A 12,816-nucleotide genomic window follows, 5' to 3' on the forward strand; every position below is an offset into this window, starting at 1 on the left:
CCAGCGGCGAAGCGCAGCCTGCAGGAGCACACAGAACTTCCGGCGAAAGGCTGTCGCTGAATCACCATGCAGCCTTGCGGGCTGTGACCTGACGTCGCATCGAAGGCGCCCTGGCCGTGGTGCTGAGCGCACCCAAGATCAGCCAGCCGTGCAGACTGACTGTCCTTGATCAGGCGCGAACGAGACCGAAGCCTCGTCTGGTGACCTCTGTGGTTAGAGGGAGAAAAGCTCCGCCTTCGTGGCACGATGACGGCCCAGTCCTAAAGGGGAGCTTCACCAGGTCGGGTGCGGATGAGGAGCGAAGCATCTGGCGATGCCGCCAGCCCTGAAGCTTGGATGACCACCATGTGGCTGCAACTGATAGGTCACGAGGTGGCCGTGAGCAGCAGCAATCGCTGCGGAGCAGTTGGCAACTGCAGACTTTCTAACGATGGCCTCAGGCTGATCTACGCCCTTCACTGTGCAAAGCGAGAGTGACAGGGACGACCAACACCGGCCGTTGAAGGCTTCCATTGTTGGACGACCGCTTCACCGTTTGGAAGTGGCCAGTCGATTCTTCGGTGCGCCGTGCCTCGCCTCGAAGGCCCCATTTCGCGCTGCACCGCTGATTCCTGTCGACTCAATGCCGTCGCTCCGACTGGTTTCAACGAAGGTGGAATCAGCCCACGATGGTGTTCGCGCCGAGCGTCCGCACTCAGGCGTTGGTGCGCAGGTTGGTGCAATGACGATGTAGGATTTGGATACAATGAAAATAAGAAGCATTCTTGTTTGCCGGTGCATATTGCCCCGGTGCCGTTCCTCCTGCTTCACTCGTGCCGCTTTCCCATGCCCGCCGCCGACCGCGCCCTTGTTCCCGATGTCGCCACTCTCTACTCCGACCACCACGGCTGGCTGCTGGGCTGGCTGCGCAAGCGCCTGGGCAATGCCTTTGATGCGGCCGATCTGACCCAGGACACCTATGTGCGCCTGCTGGGCCGCAGCGGCGCCGAGATCCAGGCCATTCGCGAACCGCGTGCCCTGCTGATGACCATTGCCCAGGGTCTGGCCGCCAACCTCTACCGCAAGCGCTGCGTGGAGCAGGCCTATCTGGACGCCCTGGCCCTCATGCCCGAGGCCGTGGCCCAGTCCCCCGAGCACCGCGCCATCGTGCTGCAGACCCTGGTCGAGGTGGACCGCCTGCTGGCCCTGCTTCCACTGCCCGTGCGCCAGGCCTTTTTGCTGTCGCAGATCGACGGCATGAGGCAGGCCGACATCGCGGCTGAACTGGGCCTTTCCGTGCCCACCGTGCGCCGCCATATCGCGCGGGCCGTGGTGCAAGTCTGCTTTCTGGACGACGACGGCGCATGAGCCTGCCCATTCCTCTTGCGGTGCGCGAGCAGGCCGCCGAATGGCTGGTGGAGCTGCAGTCCGATGATCACAGCGCCGGCACGCGCGAGATGCTGGCGCAGCGCCTGCAGCACTGGCGCGAATCCCATCCCGACCATGAGCGCGCCTGGTTGCGCATAGAGGCCATGGGCGCACGCCTGCAGCCGCTGTCCGGTACGCCGGCCAGCGTGGCCCTGGCCCAGGCCGCGCGCACGGCACGCGGGCGCGGGCGGCGCTTGGCGGTGCGCAGCCTGGCCGTGCTGCTGTTCACGGGCGCGGGTGCCGGTGCCGTGGCATGGAGAGGTCCGGCATCCTCGGGCGACTGGCTGGCCGGCCTGGGGGCGGACCTGCGCACGGGCACGGCCCAGCGGCGCAGCCTGCGCCTGCCGGACGGCACCCAGCTGCAGATGAATGCCGACAGCGCGGTCGACCTGGATTTCAGCCCGCAGCAGCGCCTGGTGCGCCTGCGCGGCGGCGACATCGAGGTGGCCACGGCCCAGGGCCTGAAGGATAGTGCGCCGCCCTTGCTCGTCGAAACCCGCCATGGCCGCATACGAGCCCTGGGCACGCGCTTCGTCGTGCGCCAGCGCGGCCAGGGGCCCAGCCGGGTTGCGGTCTTTGAAGGCGCCACGGAGATCGCGCCCCGCGAACGGCCCGGCCACCTCCATCTGCTGCAAACAGGCCAGCAGGCGCAGTTCGACGCTCAGGCCACCACGCCGGCCGGGCCCGCCGATCCGGCCCTGGCAGCCTGGACGCGCGGCATGCTGGTGGCCCAGGACATGCCGCTGGCCGAGTTCCTGGACCAGCTGTCGCGCTACCGGCCCGGCCACCTGGACTGCGATGGCGCCGTGGCGCAGCTGCCCGTCAGCGGCACCTATCCGCTGGCCGACACCGACCAGGTGCTGGCCATGCTGCTGGCCACCCTGCCGGTGCGCCTGCGCACGGCCACGCGCTACTGGGTGGTGGTCGAGCCGGCCTGATTTCCTGGCTCTTGTCGATCCTGGCTGATCGCTTTTCGCGTCTCGCGGGGCAATGGAGATGAAGCGCTTTTTTCTGCGCCCGCATTCCATTGCCAACCATCCAGGACCGAGGGACACGCACACCATGGGCCATCACCCGACTTTTCGCGCCACACGACTGGCATTTCAACTGCGGCAGGCCTTGCGCCCCGCCGTTCTGGCACTGCCGCTGGTGGCGGTGCTTGCCCCGGCGCAGGCCCACGCACAGGCACAGCCCCACGCCCAGGCAGTGCAGCGCTACGACATTCCTGCCGGGCCGCTGACCGCCACGCTCAATCGCTTTGGCGCCCAGGCGGGCATCCTGCTGTCCTTCTCCACCGCCCAGACCGCAGACAGGACCAGCCCCGGCGTGCAGGGTGATCGAACCGTGGACCAGGCCCTGTCCGCGCTGCTGGCCGGCACGGGCCTGCAGGCCCTGCCGCGCGAGGGCGGCGGCTTTGTGGTGCGACCGTCCCTGGCCGTGGGAACGCCCACCGGCGCGGCCACGCTGGCCGAGGTGCGCGTCACCGCCCAGGCCGAGCGCAGCGCCGTCACCGAGGGCACGCAGTCCTACGCCGCCAGCGAATCGCGGGCCGCCACGGGCCTGTCCCTGTCGCTGCGCGAGACGCCGCAGTCGGTCAGCGTGATCACGCGCCAGCGCATGGACGACCAGGGCATCGTGCTGCAGGAAGACATCGCCCGCCAGACCACGGGCCTGAGCTATGCGCAGTACGGTCCCACGGGCGGCGACACCAACCAGTTCTTCGCGCGGGGCTTTCAGATCAAGAACTTCCAGGTCGATGGCGTCAACCGCCTGTTCAGCGACTACCCGGCCATCTTCCAGACCAGCGACATGGCCATGTTCGACCGCGTCGAAGTCGTGCGCGGCGCCTCGGGGCTGATGAGCGGCGCGGGCACGCCCGGCGCCACCATCAACCTGGTGCGCAAGCTGCCCACGGCCGAGTTCCAGGGCAGCGCCAGGCTCACGGCAGGCTCCTGGGATTTCGCACGTGCCGAGGTGGATCTGTCATCTCCGCTCAACGCCTCCGGATCGGTGCGCGGGCGCATCGTGGCCGTGTCGCAGAACCGCCATTCCAAGGTCGACTACGAGCAGGACCGCAGCCGCTCGCTGTACGGCGTGGTGGAGGCTGACCTGTCGCCGTCCACGCTGGCCACCGTGGGCTTTTCCGCGCAGGACTACGACGCTTCTGGCGTAGGCCGTGGGGGCCGGCCTTTCTTCTACACGGATGGCACGCGCATCGATTGGAGCCGCTCCGCGTCCTCGGGCGCGCGCTGGGCCTCGGCACGGCGGGACTACCGCAGCGTCTTCGCCTCGCTCGAACACCGCATGGCCAGCGACTGGCGCCTGAAGGCCATCTACACGCTCGACCGCAGCAGCTATGACGAGATTCCGGGCTGGACCAATGAACAGCCTGTGGACCGCACCACCGGCGCAGGTGCCGGCCTGTGGGCCGCCTGGTGGACGGGGCGGCCTCGGCAGGACACGCTGGACCTCACGGCTTCCGGTCCCTTCCAGCTGCTGGGACGCCAGCACCAGGCCGCCTTCGGCGCCAGTGTGGCACGCACGCGCAACGACAGCGGCTCGCATGGCCGCTGGGCCTTCCCCGGCTGGGACAACACCATAGACAACCTCTTCACCTGGGATGGCCGCACGCCGGTGCAGCCCGACAACCCGGTACTAGGCCGCAGCGCGGCCGTGGAACGCAGCAGCAGTGCTTACGGATCGCTGCAGCTGCGCCCCACGGACCGGCTGTCCGTCATCGCGGGGGCACGCATCACGAACTGGAAGCGTCGCGACAGCTACACCGATTTCGCCAGCGGCGAGACCAGCGGCAGCGCCATGGCCGAAAACGGCAAGCTCACGCCCTTCGCCGGCCTGGTGCTGGACGTGGGCCGCGACTGGTCGGCCTATGCCAGCTATACCGATATTTTCCAGGCGCAGAGCAGCCTGGACATCCACGGCAAAAAGCTCGATCCCCTACTGGGCCGCAGCTACGAGCTGGGCCTCAAGGGCGAGCTGCTGGACAAGCGCCTGCAGGTGGGCGCCGCCGTCTACCGCCTGCTGCAGGACAACGTGGCCCAGGCCATCACGGGCAGCTACGCGCCCAATGGCGAGCAGGCCTACCGTGCCGTCAAGGGCGCCGAAACGCGTGGCTTCGAGGTGGAGATGACCGGCGAAATCCGCCGCCACTGGAACGCCTCCGTCGGCTTTGCCCGCAACATCGCGCGCGACGCCGAGCGCAACCGCCTGAACCCCGAAATCCCGCGCAACACCCTCAAGCTGTTCACCACCTACCGCCTGCCTCACATAGGCCACGGCCTGACCGTGGGCGGCGGCGCGCGCTGGCAAAGCGGCACCTGGAGCGACCTCTCCTTCCTGGGCCTGCCCAACGTCAGCCGTGTCGAGCAGAAAAGCTATGCTGTGGCCGACCTGATGGTGCAATACGCCATCAATCCGAAGCTCACGGTCTCGGCCAACCTCTACAACGTCTTCGACCGCAAGTACCAAGGGGTTTCGACCTCGTCGTACTACGGGGAGGCGCGGAATATGCGCGTGGCGGTGTCTATGAAGTTCTGAAATGTTTTCAGCTGCGCCCCGTGTGAACGTCGTCAGCATCAGTGGATGTGCTGTCCGCCGTTGATGGCGATGTTTGCGAGGGTAGAGCTGTCAGGGTGTCATGGCGAGCCTGGCCGTCCATCCGTGTTTCGGGACTGCAAGTTTGAGTGGGGGTGAGACGATCACTGGCACGGGGCGAGCGCCCGGAGAATGTCCTAGCCTTCGAGTAGCCCCACCATTTGGGCCAGCGCTTGTCGCAGGGGCTAAGGACTGCTTGGCGCCATGCAGCGTGAGTTCGCCCGGCGGCGGGGGGCGGCAGCTGCCGAGGCAAAGCCGACACCGACAGGCCTGCGACAAACGACGGCAACGGGTAGCTGCCACACAAGAGCCCATGGCAACCCGCGACGCCGCCGCACATCGGCCCTGAGCCCTTGCGCCTCGGCCGATAGCTCGCTCCTCAGCCTTGCTGGCCAAAAAACTAAAGTGCAGTGGCGCGTTTTCCGTACAGACGAAAGTTCAGTGGCGCATCTCTCTAAGGATCGATGGTGCATGGCTTGCGAGGACGTGAGAAATCAACGAGTTATCTGCGTGACGCGCGGCGTGTTCAGTGGCGTTCCGCACGGAGCTTGCGCAATGGAGCCGCACGGCCGCCCTTATTTTTTTAACAACAATTCAACAATAGTTGTATTATTGATGCATGCAAGAAACCCAAGTCATCCGATCGCTTTCGGCCCTGGCCCATGAAGCGCGCCTGCGCGTTTTCCGCGCCCTGGTAGTCGCCGGCCCTGCGGGGCTTACGCCCAGCGCCTTGGCCGAACAGTTGGGTATCGCACCCAACGCGCTGTCGTTCCACCTCAAGGAGCTGTCCCATGCCGAGCTGGTCAGCCAGGAGCGCCTGGGCCGCAATGTGCTGTACCGGGCGTCCTTTGCGGCGATGAACGACCTGCTCGCCTACCTCACCGAAAACTGCTGCCAGGGCGCCGCATGCGCCACGGTGGATGCCTTGCCCTGCAACTGCTGAACGGAGTCCACGATGAAACGCTTCCATGTCCATATGCACGTCGACGATCTGGCCAAGAACATCGCGTTCTATTCCCAGCTGTTTGGTGCCGAGCCCGCCCGCGTGGAAAGCGACTACGCGAAGTGGATGCTGGATGAGCCCCGGGTGAACTTCGCCATTTCGACGCGAGGCGAGAAAGCCGGCCTGGACCACCTGGGCTTCCAAGTGGATGAGGCCGAGGAGCTGGATGCGCTCAAGGCACGCGCCAGGGCCGCCGACCTGGCGATGCTCGACGAAGGCGCCACCACCTGCTGCTATGCACGCAGCGACAAGCACTGGATCACCGATCCCCAGGGGATTGCCTGGGAGCACTTTCATTCGCTGGAGAACATTCCCGTGTTTCACGAGGCCCCTGATGCAGCTGTCGGAGCCAGCGGCGCGTGCTGCGCGCCGACGGCCCCGCGCCAGGCGGCCGCATCTGCCTGCTGCGCCCCAGGCACCGCAGCTGCCTCTTCCTCCAAGTCCTGCTGCTAAGCCACCATGTCTGATTCCATCACCCCCCTGAATGTCCTGTTCCTGTGCACTCACAACTCGGCGCGCAGCATCCTGGCCGAAGCTTTGCTCAACGACATGGGCAATGGGCGCTTCAAAGCGTATTCGGCCGGCAGCAGCCCCCGCGCGAATCAGCAGCCCAATCCCTTGAGCTTGCAGGTGCTGCAACGTGCCGGCGTATCTGTGCAGGGGCTGCGCAGCAAGAGCTGGGATGAGTTCGCGGCCCCGCAGGCGCCGCAGATGGACCTGATCATCACCGTCTGCGACAACGCAGCTGGCGAGGTCTGCCCGATCTGGCCCGGCCACCCCGCCACCGCCCACTGGGGATACGCCGACCCCTCGCAGGGAGACGCATCTGAAGAGGTCAAGCTGGAAGCATTCCGACAGACTCTGCACATGATGCGTCGTCGTCTGGAGCTGCTGGTCAACCTGCCCGACGACAAGCTGGAAAAGGCAAGGCTACAGGGCACCGCCCGCGAACTGGCCTCCCACTGACGCCCCCCTTCGTCCACGAATGCGCGCCTTCTGAAACCCGAATCTCCCAGCACCATGCTCATGGCAGTCCTGATCTTCATCTCCACCCTTGTGCTGGTTATCTGGCAGCCGCGCGGCCTGGGCATTGGCTGGAGCGCCTCGCTGGGCGCGGTCGTTGCCCTGCTGGCCGGCGTGGTGCATCTTTCCGACATTCCAGTGGTCTGGGGCATCGTGTGGAATGCGACCGCCACCTTTGTAGCCGTCATCATCATCAGCCTGCTGCTTGACGAGGCCGGCTTCTTCGAATGGGCCGCGCTGCACTTCGCACGCTGGGGCGGCGGCCGGGGCAGCAAGCTGTTCGCGTTCATCGTGCTGCTGGGTGCGGCTGTGTCCGCCTTGTTCGCCAACGACGGCGCCGCCCTGATTCTCACGCCCATCGTGATGGCCATGCTCGTGGCGCTGGGCTTTTCGCCCTCCGCCACGCTGGCATTCGTCATGGCGGCAGGCTTCATCGCCGACACGGCCAGCCTGCCGCTGATCGTCTCCAACCTGGTCAACATCGTCTCGGCCGACTTTTTCAACATCGGCTTCAACGAATACGCCTCGGTAATGGTGCCGGTCAATCTCGCCTCGGTGCTGGCCAGCCTCGCCATGCTGATGCTGTTCTTTCGGCGCGGCATTCCCGCAACCTATGACCTGGCCCAGCTCAGGCGCCCGGCCGATGCGATCCGCGATCCGGCGACCTTTCGCGCGGGCTGGGTGGTTCTGGTCCTGCTGTTGGTCGGCTTCTTCGGGCTGGAGCCGCTGGGCGTGCCAGTCAGCGCGGTCGCGGCCGCAGGTGCCGCCCTGCTGCTGGCCGTGGCGGCACGCGGCTGCGTCATCAGCACCCGCAAGGTACTGCATGGCGCGCCGTGGCAGATCGTGGTGTTCTCGCTGGGCATGTATCTGGTGGTCTACGGATTGCGCAATGCCGGGCTGATCACCTCTATCGCATCCGTTCTGGACCGCTTTGCCCAAGGCGGCGTCTGGGGCGCAGCCATTGGCACGGGGGTGCTCTCGGCCCTGCTGTCGTCTGTGATGAACAACATGCCCACCGTGCTGGTGGGTGCGCTGTCGATCGATGCCTCCAGTGCCACCGGCGTGGTCAGGGATGCCATGGTCTACGCCAACGTGATCGGCTGCGACCTGGGCCCGAAGATTACGCCCATCGGTAGCCTGGCCACGCTGCTGTGGCTGCATGTGCTGGCCAGCAAAGGCATGACCATCGGATGGGGCTACTACTTCAGGGTCGGTACGGTTTTGACGGCCCCCGTGCTGCTCATCACGCTTGCCGCCCTTGCGCTGCGCCTGAGCGTGGCTGCCTGAATTCCCTCACAGAACCCATCTGCCATGAGCACCATCACGATCTATCACAACCCCGCCTGCGGCACATCGCGCAACGTGCTGGCCCTGATCCGCAACAGCGGCGAGGAGCCCGCCGTCATCGAATACCTCAAGACACCGCCCGACCGGGCCACGCTGGAGCGGCTGCTGGCGGACCTGGCCCTGCCTGTGCGGGAGGTTCTGCGGCAAAAAGGTACGCCGTATGACGAGATGGGCCTGGGCGACCCGGAATGGACCGATGCCCAGCTGATCGACGCCATGCTCCGGCACCCTATCCTCATCAATCGCCCCATTGTGGTGACGCCACTGGGCACGCGCCTGTGCCGGCCATCCGAGGTGGTGCTGGACATACTGCCGCGTCCCCAGCAAGGGGCATTCTCCAAGGAGGACGGCGAAGCCGTCATCGACGCGGCAGGGCAGCGTGTGGCAAAGCACTGACTTGCCAGATCCGGCCCCTGCGTGGCCAAAGGTGGCGAGGCAGCAACGACCTGCCGCTGTGGCGCGCCGAAGCCTCAGCGGCGCCCCGCTCCTGAGCCTGCTCACCACCCGGGGCGGCCCACGATCCCTTCGGCCGCTGCCTTGAAGTTCGCCATGACTTCATCGATCGGCTGACCCATCTGCGCATGGACGATGGCGCCATCCGCCACCAGGGTGAGCGCAGCGCCCACGGACACGGGATGGCCACCGAACAGGCGATCCAGCACGGACGACATTTCCTGCTTGTGCCGCCGGACCGTCGCCAGGATCTCAGGGTCGGACGAGCCCAGTTCGGCAGCGGCATTGAGAAAGGCGCAGCCCCGAAAGTCGGGCTGGCCGAACCAGCTCCTGAGGGTGGTGGACAGGGCATCCAACGCTGACGAGCCCCCGGCGGCCTCCTGCGCCAGGCTGGCCTGGAACCAGGAAATCCACCGTTCATGGCGGTAGTCGAGGTACGCACGGATCAGGTCGTCCTTGCTGGCGTACTGGCGGTAGAAGGTGACTTTGCTGACCGACGACCGCTCGATGATCCGGTCCACGCCCGTGGCCCGGATGCCCTCTGCGTAGAAAAGGCCATGGGCTGCCACCAGGATGCGCTCGCGGGGCGGCAGTGACTCGAGAGATGGCTGGGAAGTTTTCATGAAGACATTGTAGACAGATCGTTCCACCTCCGTTAGAGTGGCGCATGTAGACAGATCGTTCTACATCTTTTCAAAGGTCACATCATGGAAACTCGCCCACCCCTGCCCCCGTTCTCTCTCGCAAGCGCCGTCCAAAAGGTCCGTTTGGCCGAGGATGGATGGAACACACGCGATGCGGCCAAGGTCGCGATGGCCTATACCCCCGACACGAAATGGCGCAACCGGGCGGAGTTCGCCAACAGCCGCGCCGAGGCCCAGGCCCTTCTTGAGAGGAAGTGGAAGAAGGAGCTGGACTACCGGCTGATCAAGGAGCTTTGGCTGTACGGAGAAAACCGGATCGCAGTCCGCTACGCCTATGAGTGGCACGACGATGCCGGGAACTGGTTCCGGTCGTACGGCAACGAGAACTGGGAATTCGAGGCCGACGGTCTCATGCGCCGGCGCTTCGCATGCATCAACGACATGCCCATCCAGGAATCGGAGCGCAAGTTCCACTGGCCGCTGGGGCGTCGCCCCGATGACCACCCCGGTCTGTCCGACCTGGGCCTGTAGGCAAAGCCCCGGGCCACGTCCCCAGGCAGCCAGCCGCTGCCGCGATGGCCTGGGCGGGAAGGCGCTCCGCCTTACCGACTCAGCGCCTTGCGGACCTCCGCCTGGAACGCCTCGCTGTTGCGAAGGCGCAGGTACTCCTGGTATGCGGCCCGATATTCCTGCGTTTCGACTCCGTAGGAGATCGATATCTCCGCATGGCGGTCCAATCCGGCGCGGCGCCAGAGTGCGAGATCGGCGATGACTTCGGCGCGGGAAAGCGCTGCGTCCGATGTGGCTGCCGAGGCGTCTTGCGGCTGCGAATGGGCTGCGAAGCAGCTTGAGAAGGCGATGGCTGCAAGCGCCGGCTTCAGGAGGCGTGCGGCTGCAGCAACGGTGGGGGAGGGGGTTGTGTTTGACATGGTTTGACGGATGGGGGTGGGTGGAGCCGGGCCATGGCTTGGGCCGCCTGCTTGGGCAGGTCGCCTGGGCCGCATGTCCCGCAGGGGTGTTCGGTTGCTTTGCTGTGTGGAAAGGGGGCTCCTTTCGGGAAGTGGCAGGTTCAGGGGGCAACGCTGGCTGGAAGACCGTGGCTGGCGGTTGCCAATGCCCTGGAAGGCAGGGGCTCCGGCGTCCAGCCGCCGCCCAGCGCCTTGAAGATCGCCACCGTCGAGCGCGCCGACTCCATACGGGCCTGCGCCTGTGCATCGAGCACGCCCAGCAGGCTTTCATCTGCCTGCAGCACCTCGATCAGGCTGACCACGCCCTTGTCGTAGGCGGCGCCTGCGGCCTGCCGGGCCCGCGTGAGCGCATCCGCGCCCCTGGCGAGCACGGCCATCAGCTCCTGCCGCTTGTCCTGAGACACCAGGGCGTTCTCCACTTCTTCCGTGGCGCGCAGTACCGACTGCCGGTAGGCGGCAAGGCTTTCCGCCTCCTGTGCCTGCGCCTGGTGGATCTGGGCGTTGATGCGACCGAAGTCGAACAGCCGCCAGCGCAGGCCGCCCACAACGCTGGCCTGCGATGCGCCGGCGCTGAAGAGATTGCCCGCGGAGATGGAGGTGGCGCTGCCGATCAGGCCGCTGATCGACAGCTTCGGGTAGTACTCGGCGATCGCCACGCCGATGCGTGCGTTCGACGCTGCCAGGCGCCGCTCCGCCGCGATGAGGTCCGGGCGTCGCCGCAGCAGATCGCCGGGCGCCTCCGCCAGGGAAAGGGTTGGCAGCACGGGGACCGGGCGGGGATCGGCCAGCTCTGCCCGGTGCGTGCCGGGTGCCGTGGCCAGCATCACGTCCATGGCGTTGAGCGCGGCTTCGAGCGCATTTTCCAGCGGCGGGACGGTGGCTTGTGCCCGTGCAAGCGCTCCCTCGACCTGGCGCAGCTGAAGCTCTGATGCCAGGCCTTTGCCAAACCGCAGTTCGACGATGGAGCGAAGTTGCTGCTGGGTCCGCACCTGCGAGCGTGCCACTGCCAGCCGCGCCTGCAGGCCGCGAATCTGGATATAGATGTCCGCAGTCTGGGCGGCCACCGCGAGCCGCACGGCAGTGGCGCCGGCTTCCGATGCCTGGTACTCGGCCAGGGAGGCCTGCCGGGTCCTGCGCAGGCCGCCGAAGAGATCAAGCTCCCAACTGGCCCCGAGGTTGGCCTCCTGGGCGCTGCCGTAGCGATCGAACCCCGGCATGGAGTCGAGCACCCGGCCCAGCGGAGTCTCGACCGACTGATAGCTCCTGGCCGTTTGCGCCGAGACCTGGGCCGACGGCAGCAACGCAGCTGCCGCCGCGTCCAGCCCGGCGCGTGCCTGAAGCACGCGGCCAGCGGCCTGGGCAACATCCAGGTTCTGCTGCAGTGCCGCCGTGACGAGGCGCGCCATTTGCGCATCGCCAAAGGCTGCCCACCAGGCTGCAAGGTCCGTGGGGGAGTCCGGCGATGGAGGCTTGCCCTCACCCAGAACGCGGCCCCCCATGTAGGCCTGGGGCAGGGCCGTGGCGGGCGGCTGGTAGTCAGGGCCTACCGCACACCCTGCACAAAGGCTGGCGAGCATCAGAAAGACGGGGGCGGCAAGACGCGTCATGTTCAACAGTCAGAAGCGTGGCGACGCTGTGACTATATTCCAAAATGGTCACTTGCATAGTATTTTTTTGATGGAGTAAGCTAGGCCGCATGAGCACCACCAACGTCTATCCGACCTCTGCGCGCGGCCCGGTCGAACACGATGTCCGGCAACAGATCGTGACTGCGGCGAAAGAGCATTTCAGCCGCTACGGCTACGAGAAAACCACGGTGTCCGACCTTGCCAAGGCCATCGGCTTTTCCAAGGCCTACATCTACAAGTTCTTCGAGTCCAAGCAGGTCATCGGCGAGATGATCTGTTCCAACTGCCTGATGGAGATGGAGGCGGAGATCCGCCAGGCCGTCGCCAGCACGGATGCGCCTCCCGAGCAGCTGCGGCGCCTGTTCAAGGCGATCGTCGCTGCCACGCTGCGGCTTTTCTCCGAGGACCGCAAGCTGTACGAGATCGCCATTTCGGCGTCGGCCGAGCGCTGGCAGGCAGCGCAGGCCTATGAGGAACGCATGCATCAGCTGCTGCTGCAGGTGCTCGACGCCGGGCGCCTGCGGGGCGACTTCGAGCGCAAGACGCCGCTGGATGAAACCGGGCGCGCCATCTTCCTGGTCATGCTCCCCTATCTGAACCCGGTGATGCTGCAGCACAGCCTCGACCATGCGGAGGAGGCGCCCGCACAACTGGCCGGATTGGTGCTGAGAAGCCTGTCGCCCTAAATCCTGCAGTTGTGACCATTGACATAAATGGTCACTAATCACAGA

13 protein-coding genes are annotated in these 12,816 nt (G+C 66.1%); 10 read left to right on the top strand and 3 right to left on the bottom strand.

The window, feature by feature from the left end; translation table 11 throughout:
- Positions 1 to 825: 825 nt before the first annotated feature.
- From DTS01S_RS02945 to arsC, 8 genes are all read left to right on the top strand, one after another.
- Entirely contained in the window at positions 826 to 1,347 is a 522-nt protein-coding gene (locus DTS01S_RS02945; protein ID WP_016445457.1) for a sigma-70 family RNA polymerase sigma factor, read from the top strand.
- The gene (locus DTS01S_RS02950; protein ID WP_017406446.1) at positions 1,344 to 2,345 is read left to right on the top strand and encodes a FecR domain-containing protein; all 1,002 of its coding nucleotides are present in this window, start codon (positions 1,344 to 1,346) and stop codon (positions 2,343 to 2,345) included. Before DTS01S_RS02945 ends, DTS01S_RS02950 begins: the two co-directional genes overlap by 4 nt.
- Positions 2,346 to 2,526: 181 nt before the next feature.
- Complete coding sequence (locus DTS01S_RS02955) at positions 2,527 to 4,962, top strand: TonB-dependent siderophore receptor (protein WP_227468496.1); 2,436 nt, start codon at positions 2,527 to 2,529, stop codon at positions 4,960 to 4,962.
- Between the two features lie 676 nt (positions 4,963 to 5,638).
- Positions 5,639 to 5,962, top strand: a complete 324-nt coding sequence (locus DTS01S_RS02960; RefSeq protein WP_016445460.1) for an ArsR/SmtB family transcription factor — start codon at positions 5,639 to 5,641, stop codon at positions 5,960 to 5,962.
- Positions 5,963 to 5,974: 12 nt separating this feature from the next.
- Positions 5,975 to 6,475 carry an ArsI/CadI family heavy metal resistance metalloenzyme gene (locus DTS01S_RS02965; protein ID WP_026062733.1) on the top strand — a complete coding sequence of 167 codons (501 nt, stop codon included), beginning with the start codon at positions 5,975 to 5,977 and terminating at the stop codon, positions 6,473 to 6,475.
- 6 nt (positions 6,476 to 6,481) lie between these two features.
- Complete coding sequence (locus DTS01S_RS02970; RefSeq protein WP_016445462.1) at positions 6,482 to 6,988, top strand: arsenate reductase ArsC; 507 nt, start codon at positions 6,482 to 6,484, stop codon at positions 6,986 to 6,988.
- A 54-nt stretch (positions 6,989 to 7,042) separates the two neighbouring features.
- Complete coding sequence (locus tag DTS01S_RS02975) at positions 7,043 to 8,332, top strand: arsenic transporter (RefSeq protein ID WP_016445463.1); 1,290 nt, start codon at positions 7,043 to 7,045, stop codon at positions 8,330 to 8,332.
- Positions 8,333 to 8,356: 24 nt separating this feature from the next.
- The gene (gene arsC / locus DTS01S_RS02980; RefSeq protein ID WP_016450895.1) at positions 8,357 to 8,788 is read left to right on the top strand and encodes an arsenate reductase (glutaredoxin); all 432 of its coding nucleotides are present in this window, start codon (positions 8,357 to 8,359) and stop codon (positions 8,786 to 8,788) included.
- Positions 8,789 to 8,889: 101 nt separating this feature from the next.
- Here the strand turns inward: arsC and DTS01S_RS02985 are convergent, their stop codons facing one another.
- Positions 8,890 to 9,468 (bottom strand): TetR/AcrR family transcriptional regulator, encoded by a 579-nt coding sequence (locus tag DTS01S_RS02985; RefSeq protein ID WP_017406751.1) that lies wholly within the window; start codon positions 9,466 to 9,468, stop codon positions 8,890 to 8,892.
- Between the two features lie 84 nt (positions 9,469 to 9,552).
- Between DTS01S_RS02985 and DTS01S_RS02990 the strand changes: the two genes are divergently transcribed.
- Entirely contained in the window at positions 9,553 to 10,020 is a 468-nt protein-coding gene (locus DTS01S_RS02990) for a nuclear transport factor 2 family protein (protein ID WP_012207455.1), read from the top strand.
- Between the two features lie 71 nt (positions 10,021 to 10,091).
- Here the strand turns inward: DTS01S_RS02990 and DTS01S_RS02995 are convergent, their stop codons facing one another.
- Complete coding sequence (locus DTS01S_RS02995) at positions 10,092 to 10,418, bottom strand: DUF4148 domain-containing protein (RefSeq protein WP_017406753.1); 327 nt, start codon at positions 10,416 to 10,418, stop codon at positions 10,092 to 10,094.
- 140 nt (positions 10,419 to 10,558) lie between these two features.
- Entirely contained in the window at positions 10,559 to 12,064 is a 1,506-nt protein-coding gene (locus DTS01S_RS03000) for an efflux transporter outer membrane subunit (RefSeq protein ID WP_061287327.1), read from the bottom strand.
- Between the two features lie 89 nt (positions 12,065 to 12,153).
- On the opposite strand from DTS01S_RS03000, the gene DTS01S_RS03005 reads away from it, so the two are divergent.
- Positions 12,154 to 12,771 (top strand): TetR/AcrR family transcriptional regulator, encoded by a 618-nt coding sequence (locus DTS01S_RS03005; RefSeq protein ID WP_017406755.1) that lies wholly within the window; start codon positions 12,154 to 12,156, stop codon positions 12,769 to 12,771.
- Positions 12,772 to 12,816 lie beyond the last annotated feature (45 nt).

The organism is Delftia tsuruhatensis NBRC 16741 (assembly GCF_001571325.1).
In the GTDB taxonomy this organism is placed as follows: Bacteria; Pseudomonadota; Gammaproteobacteria; order Burkholderiales; family Burkholderiaceae_C; genus Comamonas; species Comamonas tsuruhatensis.

Excerpts from the sequence above, each read along its gene's own strand:
- DTS01S_RS02945 (WP_016445457.1), top strand. The coding sequence starts at position 826 with ATGCCCGCCGCCGACCGCGCCCTTGTTCCCGATGTCGCCACTCTCTAC.
- DTS01S_RS02950 (WP_017406446.1), top strand. The coding sequence starts at position 1,344 with ATGAGCCTGCCCATTCCTCTTGCGGTGCGCGAGCAGGCCGCCGAATGG.
- DTS01S_RS02960 (WP_016445460.1), top strand. The coding sequence starts at position 5,639 with ATGCAAGAAACCCAAGTCATCCGATCGCTTTCGGCCCTGGCCCATGAA.
- DTS01S_RS02965 (WP_026062733.1), top strand. The coding sequence starts at position 5,975 with ATGAAACGCTTCCATGTCCATATGCACGTCGACGATCTGGCCAAGAAC.
- DTS01S_RS02970 (WP_016445462.1), top strand. The coding sequence starts at position 6,482 with ATGTCTGATTCCATCACCCCCCTGAATGTCCTGTTCCTGTGCACTCAC.
- DTS01S_RS02975 (WP_016445463.1), top strand. The coding sequence starts at position 7,043 with ATGCTCATGGCAGTCCTGATCTTCATCTCCACCCTTGTGCTGGTTATC.
- arsC (WP_016450895.1), top strand. The coding sequence starts at position 8,357 with ATGAGCACCATCACGATCTATCACAACCCCGCCTGCGGCACATCGCGC.
- DTS01S_RS02985 (WP_017406751.1), bottom strand. The coding sequence starts at position 9,468 with ATGAAAACTTCCCAGCCATCTCTCGAGTCACTGCCGCCCCGCGAGCGC.
- DTS01S_RS02990 (WP_012207455.1), top strand. The coding sequence starts at position 9,553 with ATGGAAACTCGCCCACCCCTGCCCCCGTTCTCTCTCGCAAGCGCCGTC.
- DTS01S_RS02995 (WP_017406753.1), bottom strand. The coding sequence starts at position 10,418 with ATGTCAAACACAACCCCCTCCCCCACCGTTGCTGCAGCCGCACGCCTC.
- DTS01S_RS03000 (WP_061287327.1), bottom strand. The coding sequence starts at position 12,064 with ATGACGCGTCTTGCCGCCCCCGTCTTTCTGATGCTCGCCAGCCTTTGT.
- DTS01S_RS03005 (WP_017406755.1), top strand. The coding sequence starts at position 12,154 with ATGAGCACCACCAACGTCTATCCGACCTCTGCGCGCGGCCCGGTCGAA.